Source organism: Methanothermobacter sp. KEPCO 2 (genome assembly GCF_041228365.1).
Taxonomy (GTDB): domain Archaea; phylum Methanobacteriota; class Methanobacteria; order Methanobacteriales; family Methanothermobacteraceae; genus Methanothermobacter; species Methanothermobacter marburgensis.
This window is the reverse complement of sequence record NZ_CP166185.1, coordinates 432,014-444,090: the sequence shown is the minus strand read 5'-3', so window position 1 is coordinate 444,090 and position 12,077 is coordinate 432,014. Positions and strand designations below refer to the sequence as shown.

The 12,077-nt window shown below is 46.4% G+C and carries 11 protein-coding genes; 5 read left to right on the top strand and 6 right to left on the bottom strand.

The genetic code is table 11. The annotated features are described in order from the left end of the window. Window positions 1-28: 28 nt before the first annotated feature. The 3 genes from AB9H23_RS02505 to AB9H23_RS02495 form a co-directional block, all read right to left on the bottom strand. Entirely contained in the window at window positions 29-289 is a 261-nt protein-coding gene (locus tag AB9H23_RS02505) for a hypothetical protein (protein ID WP_370005363.1), read from the bottom strand. Between the two features lie 84 nt (window positions 290-373). Continuing rightward, on the bottom strand, window positions 374-679 hold the full coding sequence (locus tag AB9H23_RS02500) for a hypothetical protein (RefSeq protein ID WP_370005361.1): 306 nt from the start codon (window positions 677-679) through the stop codon (window positions 374-376). Between the two features lie 154 nt (window positions 680-833). Then, window positions 834-1,976 (bottom strand): glycosyltransferase, encoded by a 1,143-nt coding sequence (locus tag AB9H23_RS02495; protein ID WP_370005359.1) that lies wholly within the window; start codon window positions 1,974-1,976, stop codon window positions 834-836. Window positions 1,977-2,091: 115 nt separating this feature from the next. Between AB9H23_RS02495 and AB9H23_RS02490 the strand changes: the two genes are divergently transcribed. The 3 genes from AB9H23_RS02490 to AB9H23_RS02480 are packed head-to-tail and all read left to right on the top strand — an operon-like array spanning window position 2,092 to window position 5,053. Beyond that, window positions 2,092-2,787, top strand: coding sequence for an NTP transferase domain-containing protein (locus AB9H23_RS02490; RefSeq protein ID WP_370005358.1), 696 nt, complete (start codon window positions 2,092-2,094; stop codon window positions 2,785-2,787). Continuing rightward, window positions 2,784-3,755 (top strand): NAD(P)H-dependent glycerol-3-phosphate dehydrogenase, encoded by a 972-nt coding sequence (locus AB9H23_RS02485; protein ID WP_370005356.1) that lies wholly within the window; start codon window positions 2,784-2,786, stop codon window positions 3,753-3,755. The genes AB9H23_RS02490 and AB9H23_RS02485 overlap by 4 nt, the downstream gene beginning before the upstream one ends. A gap of 44 nt (window positions 3,756-3,799) precedes the next feature. Further along, window positions 3,800-5,053 (top strand): oligosaccharide flippase family protein, encoded by a 1,254-nt coding sequence (locus AB9H23_RS02480; RefSeq protein WP_370005354.1) that lies wholly within the window; start codon window positions 3,800-3,802, stop codon window positions 5,051-5,053. Window positions 5,054-5,165: 112 nt separating this feature from the next. Here AB9H23_RS02480 and AB9H23_RS02475 read toward each other — a convergent pair whose 3' ends face one another. Further along, window positions 5,166-6,239: a CDP-glycerol glycerophosphotransferase family protein gene (locus AB9H23_RS02475; protein WP_370005352.1), complete on the bottom strand. Its 1,074-nt coding sequence runs from the start codon at window positions 6,237-6,239 to the stop codon at window positions 5,166-5,168. 181 nt (window positions 6,240-6,420) lie between these two features. Here AB9H23_RS02475 and AB9H23_RS02470 point away from each other — a divergent pair, with 181 nt between their 5' ends. Next, window positions 6,421-7,428, top strand: a complete 1,008-nt coding sequence (locus tag AB9H23_RS02470) for a glycosyltransferase (RefSeq protein ID WP_370005350.1) — start codon at window positions 6,421-6,423, stop codon at window positions 7,426-7,428. On the opposite strand, the gene AB9H23_RS02465 is transcribed toward AB9H23_RS02470, so the two are convergent. Together AB9H23_RS02465 and AB9H23_RS02460 are read right to left on the bottom strand one after the other, a co-directional pair. Then, window positions 7,403-8,623, bottom strand: coding sequence for a glycosyltransferase (locus AB9H23_RS02465; protein WP_370005348.1), 1,221 nt, complete (start codon window positions 8,621-8,623; stop codon window positions 7,403-7,405). The two genes, AB9H23_RS02470 and AB9H23_RS02465, sit on opposite strands and share 26 nt — an antisense overlap. Next, window positions 8,624-9,739, bottom strand: coding sequence for a CDP-glycerol glycerophosphotransferase family protein (locus AB9H23_RS02460; protein WP_370005346.1), 1,116 nt, complete (start codon window positions 9,737-9,739; stop codon window positions 8,624-8,626). A 101-nt stretch (window positions 9,740-9,840) separates the two neighbouring features. Between AB9H23_RS02460 and AB9H23_RS02455 the strand changes: the two genes are divergently transcribed. Then, the gene (locus AB9H23_RS02455; protein ID WP_370005344.1) at window positions 9,841-11,979 is read left to right on the top strand and encodes a histidine kinase dimerization/phosphoacceptor domain -containing protein; all 2,139 of its coding nucleotides are present in this window, start codon (window positions 9,841-9,843) and stop codon (window positions 11,977-11,979) included. Window positions 11,980-12,077: the final 98 nt, after the last annotated feature.

The window sequence follows — 12,077 nt, the reverse complement described above, 5'->3', positions numbered from 1 at the left end:
CTGTGTTGAATATATAGTAATCAGGGCTCTAGAGGCTGTCAACACTGTATCCTGGGTTTATTGACGTTGCTGATCCCGTTGCAGTACCCGTGAACTGTTTTATAAATGGGAAGGGTGTTTTAATGTTTCTGTAGAAGAAGTATCCGAATGGGAGATACAGTAGGAGGCCCAGTGCGATTCCCTTCACAGTGTCAGATAACTTTGACCTCATGTGGGGATCCGTGAATATTATGAGGGCCAGGGGAATGATCATGAGCCCCGCAGTGTACCTTGTGAGGAATGCCGCCATTGCAACCGGAAATGCAGGATAGTAGAAGCGGCTGTCGCGTCTCCTTCCAAGAAGGGCCAGGTTAGACCGCCCATATGGAGAGTGCTATTGAGGGCACATCCAGGGCCCCTGTGGCAGCCCAGGATAAAACAACACAATGAAGGATGCGAAGTAAATGCTTCCTGCAGGGCTCTCCAGTTCACTGAATCTGATCCTCAGGAGGAGGTGCATTCCAATGACTGCGGCGACGTAGAATGCAGATACAACTGCAAACACAACCTTCTCACCAGCAAATCCCGGCCTGAAAAATATGGAGATTACAGCCGGGAGGAACGGTGGAAGGTAAGGTACATCACTGAGTCCAAGGTGGGCCATCTTCATTGCGTTGTTAACATAGAGGAAGATGTTCAAGTAGTATATCCCTATACTGCTCTGAATTTCAAAAAGAATTAGAGCTTATATTGCCACAGCCGTAACGCTGCAATAATCTTTCTGTCGCCTGACATTAATTACAACCTGTCTATTGTTTTTAACTTAGTGCCCATTTGCCAGATATCACAGCATACTACTTATGATCGGCCACTTGCCGATAAACATCCTCAAACACCGCTGATATTAATTCAGGGTCAAATTTTTTTGCTGATGGATCAAAAAGATTTCTTTTTTCTAAGACGTTTCTTATACCCCTTCGCAGGCCTTTCACTGATGGTTCTGTAATAATGCCATCATGTTCATCCATCCATTCAGAGATCCCGCATCGGGACGTTACAACTGCTGGGGTACCGCAAGCTATTGCTTCTGCTGCAGCGTTCCCAAAGGATTCATATTCTGAAGATGATGGAAGTACAAATACGTCAGCATCAGTGTAGACCTCAAATTTGTCCGTGCCATAAAGTGGCCCTGTGAGAATTACTCTTTCCTCAAGTCCAAGTTCTCCTATAAGTTTCATCAACCTCCTCTCGTAGTGGTCATCTGGTCCTGTTATCACAAGAACAGAACCCTCATTGATCTCACTGAATGCCCTCAGGAGCATTTGAAGTCCCTTCCTCTCATGAATCCTTCCCAAATAGAGTATGATTTTCCTATCCTCAAGTCCCCATTTTTCTCTAAAAGCCCCCTTCAATGGTTTCTTAGGTATCTCCACAGGGTTGGGTATTTTTATAATGGATTCAGGTTTCAGTTTAGGGTAAACCTGGCGGTAAAATTTCGATTCTATATCTGATGTTGCTATGATTCTGGAAGCCCCGTACATTACCCTGTTACCTGCTATTAAATCAAATAATCGTTTAAGTGTTCCTCTTGACATGGTAGGCACTGATCCATGGGGCTGAACGACGTATGGGACATTCCTATTCGCTGCCAGCGTCGATACAGCCACAGCAAGAAATGTTCTATGCTCATGTATATGTACAATATCAAAGCTATCAATCTCCCTTCTGGCGGTGAGTGGTAGCTTAAGGGGAAGGGGAAGGTTCATATTTCCAGCAAGGTACAGGGATAGATTCCTGAAATAGTATGTCCTTATACCATCAACATCAACAGGTACATCTGTCGCTACGGAAAGACGTCTCTTGAATCCATCTGTTGTGTAAACCGTGACATCATGACCCGCTGCAACCTGCCTTGATGCTAGATCATAAGCTGAACGTGGAGGACCACCCGCCTCCCATGATGGCTTAAAGTATGGTGTAACATGAAGTATCTTCAAGATTAAAGCCTCCTACTGAAGCAGAGATGACTAACAGATAACCATCACAATACAGTTAAATAGTATGCAACATAAAATGGGTTTAAGTTATTCTTCATTTAAAGATTTCTGAAAGGTGATTTTTATTAGGGTTGTTATTCTTGCTGCGGGTGTTGGGAGCAGACTGGGTCATGGAATCCCAAAGGCACTCGTTGAACTGGCCAATGGTAAGACAATAATCGACCAGCAGATAGAGAACATCACAAAGATAACCGAACTGGAAAACATCAGAGTAGTCCTCGGATACAAGGGCCATCTCCTAGAGGAACAATACCCCGACCTCGAATTCATCTACAACCACCGCTACGCAGAAACAAACACATCCAAAAGCCTCCTCATCGGACTGAACGGCATAGACGACGACGTAATCTGGATGAACGGAGACGTGGTCTTCGACCCCCAGATACTGCAGATGATCATGGAAACCCCATATAAAAACCTCATATGCGTTGACAACAAAAAAGTCGGAGAAGAAGAGGTCAAATACAGCCTCAACAATGGAGGATTCATAAAAGAACTCTCCAAAACCGTCAGCAACCCCCTGGGTGAAGCCGTGGGAATCAACAGAATTGGCCGGAACACCCTGCCACAGTTCATTCAAGCCCTAAAGGAATGCGATGACCAGGACTACTTCGAAAGGGGCGTTGAAATACTGATCGAAAGGGGTGAAAAATTCAAACCCCTCAACATCGGAGAAAGGTTCTGCGTGGAGGTTGACTTCCCGGAGGATCTCAAAGAGGCAAAAAGATACTTCAGGGAGACCCACAGATGAAGGTCACAGTTATAGGAGCAGGAAGCTTTGGAACAGCCATATCACAGGTCCTAGCTATAAACACCGAGAAAGTCCATTTAATGGCACGCAGACCCCAGATCGCTGAGACCATAAACAAAAAACATGAAAACACAGCATACCATCCAGGAGTAAAACTCAGGGAGAACATAGAAGCAGTCCTCATGGACAGAAATGAAATTATAGACGAATCCGAATACGTATTCCTGGCGGTGCCCTCAGGCAACCTCCGAAAAATACTGAGATCCCTCGAGTCCAATCTGGAGGATAAAAAGATCGTATCCTGCATAAAAGGAATAGAACATCCCAGCCTGAAACCAATGTCCTCCGTCATCCGGGAAGAGACCGGGTCCGCCACAGTCTTCAGCATATCAGGACCCAACTTCGCAGATGAACTCATAAGAGGCATAACATCAGGCATAACCATTGGGGCCGACGCCAGCTACGCAGATGAGATTTCAGGGCTTCTCAGGGCCCCCGGCATCATCCTCGATCACTCAGAAAACATTGAGGGTGTTGAGTTCTGCGGGATACTCAAGAACGTGTACGCCGTTGCCATGGGAATACTTGATGGGCAGATAACCGGTGAAAATCACAGGTACTCTCTTCTAACACTATGCTTCAGGGAGATGACCCATATACTCAATGAGATGGGTTACGGCGAACTTCATGACAGGTTCTGTGGATTCGGAGATTTTCTGCTAACAGCATCAACCGATAAGAGCCGTAACAGAACCCTGGGCTTGATGCTGGGTAAGAAGATGAGGCTCAGTGAGGATTCAACCATAACCATCGAGAGCCTCCGTTCAATAAAGGCCATAAGGGAACTTACAGATGATATTGACCTTCCAGTGCTTGAAATGGTCCACAGGACCATGGATGAACCTGAAAAAGTCAACATCTACATAAGGGAGTTTCAGGATAGAATCTTTAGAGGCATGGAGTTCTAAAAAGGATCCTTTATGAAAACGGAGGACGTGGGTGTGCAGGGAATATGAGATTCAGGGATCTTATCAGGGCTCTTAAATCAGAGGAATACCGGGTCCTGGCTGAGAACTTTCTCTCACTTTCAACCCTCCAGGTCCTTGTGTACATACTGCCCTTCATCACACTTCCCTACCTCACAAGGGTCCTGGGTGTCTATAATTATGGTCTTGTTAACTTCGCCATTGCATTCAACACCTACTTCCTGATACTAACCGATTACGGCTTTAACCTCTCTGCTGTCCGTGAAATATCCATGAACCGGGACGACCCCGAGCGCATATCTGAGATATTCAGTTCAGTCATGATAATCAAGGGTGTCCTTGCAGTTATCAGTTTCTCCATACTCCTTGCCCTTGTATTCATGATCCCCCGGTTCACGGCCACGTGGCCCATATTCATCTTCGCATTCGGACTTGTAGTGGGGAACGTTATATCACCCACCTGGTTCTATCAGGGCATGGAAAGGATGAAGTACATAACCCTCCTCAATGTCCTCACCAACGTTATATTTGTCGCCGCCATCTTCCTTTTCATAAAGAAATCCTCGGATTATCTCTATGTACCCCTCTTTCAGGCCCTCGGCACAATCACTGCGGGGGTGATTTCCCAGTGGATCATAAGGACAAGGTTCAATGTCAAATTCCATTTACCTCCATGGAGGACTGTGTATGAGGCCTTCAGGGACAGCACCCAGTTCTTCCTCTCAAGGGTATCTGTTTCTGTTTACACTAGCAGCAATTCGTTCTTTCTTGGACTGTTTGCAGGTAACACGGCTGTGGGTTATTATTCTGCAGCTGAGAAACTGTACGTTGCAGCCCAGGGTCTTTACAGTCCCCTTATGCAGGTGACATACCCCTACATGGCCAAGACACGCAACAAGATATTCCACCGCAGGGTGCTCAGGTATTCCCTTATCCTGAATACCATACTATGCGCAGGTATAATTATCTTCGCCCCAACCATAATAGGAATACTCTTCGGAGCCCAGTACATGCCAAGCGTCAATGTCCTCAGGCTCCTTGCCGTGGCCCTCATGGTGGTGATACCCTCAATTCTCCTGGGTTACCCATTCCTCGCGGTACTGGGGCAGCAGAGGTACGCCAACGGCAGCGTCATGATAGGATCAGTAGCACACCTCCTGATGCTCCTTGCAATATCCCCCTTCATAAACATCTACCTGGTCGCAGGTCTCGTTATAATAACAGAAACCATAGTCCTCAGCATCAGAATCTACGGAATCAAAAAACACAACCTCTGGTAACACCAGATGAATTACAAGAAAAAATATTTTAGTTATAGTAATTATCAATCCTCGCCCCGCAAAACAGTCACAACATCCTCCATATCAATCAAAGTTTTAGTTATAGTAATTATCAATCCTCGCCCCATACCAGTTTGTAGACCCTCTCTGATGAGCGGTCATCCTGGTACTGGTTCACCAGTTCATTTATCATCCTGCGTTCATCACGGTAGTAGTTCTCATCACTGATGCACCTTTCAAGTTCAGCCAGGAATTCACTGAAAGTCCTGACCTTTGGACCGGGGGTCCAGAACTCAAAGGGCTCAAGCACAAAACCCCTTGTCCTGCGGTACTCCTCAAGGTCAGGAACAGCAAATACAATGGGCCTATCAAGGAGAAGAAAATCAAAATAAACCGAAGAATAATCAGTCACCAGAACATCAACCCCACCCAGAATATCATAGAGATCAGCATGTCTTCGCGCAAGTTCATCGCTTTCTATAAGCAGAACATTATCCATCTTTTTGAAGAACTTTCTGGCCTCATCCTCCTCGAGGGGGTGAAACTTCACCAGAAAAAGTATATCGTTTTCCTGGAGGAATCTTGAAAATTTATCCGCATCAAAATCATGAAAATTGAGATGATGGGATATTAAATTGCCGTCGTCTATGAATTCCGATGATCTGAATGTCGGTGCAAAGAGGATGATGGTTCTGTAGGAATCCGGGTTCACAGCCAGGATCTCTGAAAGTCTTCCCGACCTGAAGAGTTTATCATTTCTTGGCTGGCCCGTTATGTGTATACGGCGGGCGTCCTGGTTGAAACAAGCCGCCAGAGCATTCTTCATAATCGTCGAAGTCGCGATTAGATAGTAATTCTCATCATCAAAACTGACCGGGGGTTTGAACTCCCTTCCATTGGTTTCGGTGTAGGCCATGGCCTTGAGTGGCATGCCATGCCAGAGATTGACATACCTCTGCCGTGAAACACGTATCTCAGCCATCCTCCCATGTGTTGATACTATAGTCCCTGCCCTGAGTATTCTAAAGAGTGCCCTCAATGAGTGACGCTTTTCCTGTTTTACATGAGGGACGTCTGCAGGTTCATCAACGATCCATACACACTCTTTATCCTCAGTTTCCTTTATAAAATCAAAGAGGGCCATGCTGTTACCTGAAAAATCAGGTGCACTGTCAAACACGATCATTCTTTTATCTTTCGGTATCATTAAATTTATGATCTTAAGTAAGGGTGTCACCATACTATCCTCCTGCATTCTCAGAATAAATAACATGATTTACCTGATCATATCAATAAATACAGTTATCTAAAATACAGTTAGATGCGTTGACTGATTCACCTATAAAAATCTTTGACTGAGGGAGTATATGAAGATTGCAATGATAATACCCTTTGACCCCTCCACAAGGGGTGGTGTTCTGAGGGCTGTTAAATCCCAGGAAGTGGTCTACAGATACCTGGGGGCTGAAGTTGAAACCTTCTATGCATCAGAACTTGATAGAACTGATCTCAAGGGCTATGACATCATCCACGTCCATGGTCCGCTCAAGGTAGGGGGTCTTCTTAAGATCCGCAAAAGCGGCGTCCCGGCTGTGCTAACCGTGCATGGATGGGTCATCAATGAGGCCCTAACTGCACTCAGAATGGACCCCATTGGCAACCTCCACTATATCCTCCGGCTGCTAAACTGGGCGCTCCACATGCTCATATTTATACGCATAGTTTACAGGGGCAGAATAACAACTGTTTCAGAGATAACAAGGAAAATGAACCATCTGGATGCTATTGTTATTCACAACGCACTCATCACACATGAGATTGATGAAAAGGTTTCCAAATGTCAGGAAATTGGAAAAAATTGCTTAACAGCAGTTACATATGTAAGTATAGGCGGATCCAAGGTCAGCAGCATCCCCAGGCTGGTGGAAATTGTTGAAAAGGTTAACAGAAAGACATCAAAAAGATTGAGGCTCCTCGTATTTGGCGATGCCCGCGGATACGACACAGATAATGTGAAATTCATGGGTTACCGTGATGATTTTCTCTGCTACCTGAAATCAGCTGACATCATGATTCTGGGATATGAAATGAGTGAACTCGGGTACGCCATCCTTGAAGCAGGGTACCTTGGAGTTCCCATTGCAAAGTTCAGGGGCGAATACGAGGAACTTGAGGACGGTGTTCATGGCATAATAGCAGATGACGAAGATTACATGGTCCAGAGGCTGAGAGAATTCACAAAGGACCCCTCAATAGGTTCTGCGTGGGGTGAGAACCTCAAGGATTACATAATAAAAACAAGATCCGTGGATGTTATAGGAAACAGGTGGAAGCCGCTGATTGAGGAACTCAGACAATCTTATCAAGGAAACTGAACCATCTTTCCTTTACAGACCCTGAACTGAAATCCATAGACCTCTTTCGCGCCCTTCCAGAGTAAAAATCAAGGATATCTCTATCAGATAACAATCTGCTGATAGTTTCAACCCATACATTCTCCTCCCTGGAAAGTTTATCATGAACACCCCTTTTTCTACCGTCAAATGAAGGGAGCAAAACGCCGTAATCTGCAAATTCCGTATTATCTGTTTTGAATAAAGGATCTGAATTAGGGGCCAGTATTTCCCTTGGTCCGCCACAATCCGCGCTTGCAACAGGCACACCCAGAGCCATTGCTTCAATTAGGGCCATCGGAAGAGCCTCCCTCAATGAGGGCAGCACAAAAAGATCTGAGTGTCCAATGAATCCATAGGGATCCCTCTGAAATCCCATGAAATAAACATCATAATCATCCGGCTGGCCACCTGTGAACGTTTCAAGACCGAGACCCCGTGCCAGCCTATGAAGATACCCCCGGAGTTCCCCATCACCGAGTATCATCAGTTTAAGCTGGGGCATTGTTTTTTTAAGCTCTGAAAAAACCCTGAGAAGATGCCATTGCCCCTTGGCATAAGTTAACCTTCCTGCTGTTACAATAACAGGGTCTCTGAAAACATCATCCCATCCCTCTGGCATGCTCATCCTATCCGCCAATTCACAGACAGGTACAGAGTTTGGTATGACTGATATAAGATCAGGATTTATTCCATAATGATCTGTGAGATCACAAGCAGATTCCTCTGAAACGCAGACAATTCCCTCAGCGCGTGGGTAGATAATCCTCACCATGGTCTTCACGATCCTCCCATATATGTCAGCAAGGTTTTCATTTCTTGAAAGCACGGTATGGTGGTTAACAATGGGTCTGTCAGCTGTTGCTGTGAGTATGTTCTGGATGCCCAGGGCCTCTGAGATGGATATGGAGACGTCAAGTTCAAGTTCAGATTTGATTCTTCTCAGAGCCCTCAACCTGTTTATGAAAAGACCCGCCCTAGTGATGATGCCATGCTCCTGTGAAGCTGCTGGAACATCCAGAACATGGAAGTCTCCACTCCAATTCTGGAGGGGCTCATGTCTGTACACAGTGATTATGTGCACTTCATGACGCTCTGAGAGGAGGTGAGACAGGTTGGAAGCTGCTCTGGCCGCTCCGCTGTCATCCAGTGAAGGGATTATGATTCCTATCCTCATTCAATCACCCCATACCAGTTTGTAGACCCTCTCTGATGAGCGGTCATCCTGGTACTGGTTCACCAGTTCATTTATCATCCTGCGCTCATCACGGTAGTAGTTCTCATCACTGATGCACCTTTCAAGTTCAGCCAGGAATTCACTGAAAGTCCTTACCTTCGGACCGGGGGTCCAGAACTCAAAGGGCTCAAGCACAAAACCCCTCGTCCTGCGGTACTCCTCAAGGTCAGGAACAGCAAATACAATGGGCCTATCAAGCAGAAGAAAATCAAAATAAACCGAAGAATAATCAGTCACCAGAACATCAACCCCACCCAGAATATCATAGATGTCCGTGGCTGGATCAAGGACCTGAATATTTCCCGCCTCATCGGCTCGAAATCCATTATCAAGAGGGTGGAGTTTCACCAGGAAAACTGCATCATGTTCTCTGAGGAATTCCCTGAGCCTATCCTCGGCATAATCCTCCAGGGAGAATATTGATGCATCCTCACCCCCATCCCTGTAGGTGGGTGTGTAGAGGATCACTTTTCTGAAATCATCCCATGGAGACTTTGAGAGTGTTCTGAAGAGTTTATCATTTCTTGGCTGACCCGTTATGTGTATACGGCGGGCATCCTGATTGAAACAAGCCGCCAGAGCATTCTTCATAATCGTCGAAGTCGCGATTAGATAGTAATTCTCATCAGTCACCCCATCCAGGAGTATCGAGGGATCCGTTTCAGCATAACCCATTGCCTTAATTGGCATGCCATGCCAGAGGTTAACGTAGACCTGATTTTCTGACCTTATCATGAGGTGGTAGCCGTGTGAGGTAACAATGTACCTTGATCTCAGGAACTGCCAGAACTCTGGAATGGTGTTTCTCACATACTGTGGGGCATCAAACCCATCTTCTGGTTCATCAACAACCCATATCATTCTGTAGTTCTCATTGCGTGTTTTCATATACCTGTAAAGCTGGGCGGGATTGTCTGAGATACTGGGTATGCTTTCAAACAGTATCTGATCGTCTCTTTTTGGTATAACGTGATTTAAAATGACCATGATTGATCTAAGTATCCTTCCTATCAGTGAATTCAGCAGAAAATTCACCAGAGACTCATAGAATGACATCGTATTCCTCCACCTAAAAACCGTAAAGATATATTTAGAGGTACCTTTATATACCCATATACCACCTCATTTTATGTACAAGCCTTGAAGATGTGTGGAGGATGAACATCTACAGCACCCTCTCTGTACTGGCATTTGTATCCTACCTCATAATGGGGGCCTACCCTCTGAAGAGAAACCGGGGCAACCTGGAGTGGAGCTTCCTTTTAATAGCCCTTGCCATGGCCTGGTGGGCCCTCACACTATCAATCTTCTACATGGCATCCTCAGTGGAACAGGCGCTCCTGATGTACATCCTCTCAGGGGTTGCCCGTATCCTGATGCCTGCAATCTTTCTCAACTTCGCTCTGGTGCTCTCTGCAGGTGAGAAAAAGATAAATAAGGCCACATCATTCATAACCCTGATTCCAGCCTTCCTTTTCATCTACCTCCTCCTCAAGACTGCACTCATAACACCCGTAATAGTGTCCGATGGTGGCCTCTGGAACATACAGCTTGAGAAGAACGGGATCTGGTGGCTGCTCTTTGAGATCTACCTTGTGGGGTACTTTGCAGCCGCTGTGTCCATAATATGGAACCACGCAAGGACAGCCCCATCCTACCGTGAGAGGAAGATGTCCACCATAATATTCATGACGTCCTCCCTCAGCCTCATTGCATGCTGGGTGCTCAACTCCTTCCTTCCCTCTGTTGGAGTGCACGGCATTCAGGCCCTCAGCCACATAATATCCCTCCTGGCCACAGGGGGTATAGCCTACGCCCTGCTCCACTACCCACCCATCACCATAAACCCATCACTCGCAGGGGAGAGCATAATAGATAAGGTCACGGACCTTGTTGTTCTCCTGGATTCCCAGGGAAGGGTTATCAGGTTGAACTACAGGGCCATGAAGGAGCTTGGGGTTGAATATGCAGATGACTGGAGGTCCCTGGTTGCACCTGAACACCATGAGGTCCTTGAAGCAGAATTTGAGTGTATAAGGCAGAATGCCACTGGAAAGGGTGACTACCACCACAGGCCAGTCACAATTGACTACATCACCTCAGGGGGGAGGAGGATACCTGTAAAGCTCTTCATATCACTCATAAGGGAGGATGCCGACTCAATCGGGTACTCCCTGGTTGCCCAGGACCTCCGCCACACACTCAGGCTCAGGGACAGGATAGAGGAGTCGAGGGAATCTGAGAGACTCACCAGAATGAGGCTACACGAGTTCAGGGTCATCAATGAGGCTATAACCCTTATAAACCACAGTGAAAGCCCTGAGGAGCTCTTCAGGAACGTCTTCAGCCTCACCCACGAACACCTATCCCTTAAAGAGGGGCAGGCCTACATCATGGAGGATGGTAAGCCGGTTCCTGCTGAGGGGAATGATTATGAATTCCAGGACACTGACCTCAAGGGCATCCTTGAGGGTCTCTCAGCTGAAAATGTCTTCGTGGATGATGGGATAGTTGCAGTTGCCATTAGACACGGGGACGACCTCCCGGGATTCTTCGTGTTCAGGAACGGTCGTGACCCCGATGAATACGAGGTTAAGCTCCTTGAGACCATTGGGGCCGAGGCAGCATCCACACTCAAACGGATATTCTACCAGAAAAAACTCCTGAAATCCCTTGAGGAGAAGGAACTGCTGCTTCGTGAAATACACCACCGGGTCAAGAACAACCTCCAGGTTGTATCAAGCCTTTTGAACCTTCAGAGCAGTTACATAAAGGACCCCCAGATTGTGAGTACCCTCAAGGACAGCCAGGGGAGGGTGATGAGCATGTCCATGATACATGAGAAGCTCTACAGATCAGAAAACCTCTCTGATATAGATGTGCGGGGCTACATTGAGGGACTTGTGAGGAGCATCATGTTCTCCTACCAGAAGCCTGATCAGAGGGTTGATGTGAGATTCGATCTTGATGATGTTAAACTGAACATTGACACCATAATGCCCCTGGGTCTTATAGTCAATGAACTTGTGACAAATGCCTTCAAGTACGCCTTCCCCAACGGAGATGGTGAACTCCTTGTCTCCCTAAAAAGAAGGGGTGACCGGTTCGTCTTAAGGGTTGCTGACAACGGCGTGGGCCTACCTCCTGACTTCAGCCTTGATAACCTCAGAAGCCTTGGCATGCTCCTTGTGAGGAACCTCACAGGCCAGCTGGATGGGACACTTGAGTACACCTCGGGCAGTGGTACAGAGTTCCAGATAGAATTCTCAGAGATAAGGTACGCCGAAAGGTTTTAAGAGCCATCCTATTTCTACTGATTTTATTGATAAGGTACACCAAAAGGTTTTAAGGACCATTATCTGATGATCCACTGATTTTATTGATTCCTTAAAGG

Coding starts and splice junctions, on each gene's coding strand:
- AB9H23_RS02465 (WP_370005348.1), bottom strand. CDS start 8,623: ATGAGGATAGGAATCATAATCCCTTCACTGGATGACAGCGGAGCGGCC.
- AB9H23_RS02455 (WP_370005344.1), top strand. CDS start 9,841: ATGAACATCTACAGCACCCTCTCTGTACTGGCATTTGTATCCTACCTC.
- AB9H23_RS02470 (WP_370005350.1), top strand. CDS start 6,421: ATGAAGATTGCAATGATAATACCCTTTGACCCCTCCACAAGGGGTGGT.
- AB9H23_RS02460 (WP_370005346.1), bottom strand. CDS start 9,739: ATGTCATTCTATGAGTCTCTGGTGAATTTTCTGCTGAATTCACTGATA.
- AB9H23_RS02485 (WP_370005356.1), top strand. CDS start 2,784: ATGAAGGTCACAGTTATAGGAGCAGGAAGCTTTGGAACAGCCATATCA.
- AB9H23_RS02480 (WP_370005354.1), top strand. CDS start 3,800: ATGAGATTCAGGGATCTTATCAGGGCTCTTAAATCAGAGGAATACCGG.
- AB9H23_RS02475 (WP_370005352.1), bottom strand. CDS start 6,239: ATGATCGTGTTTGACAGTGCACCTGATTTTTCAGGTAACAGCATGGCC.
- AB9H23_RS02505 (WP_370005363.1), bottom strand. CDS start 289: ATGGCGGCATTCCTCACAAGGTACACTGCGGGGCTCATGATCATTCCC.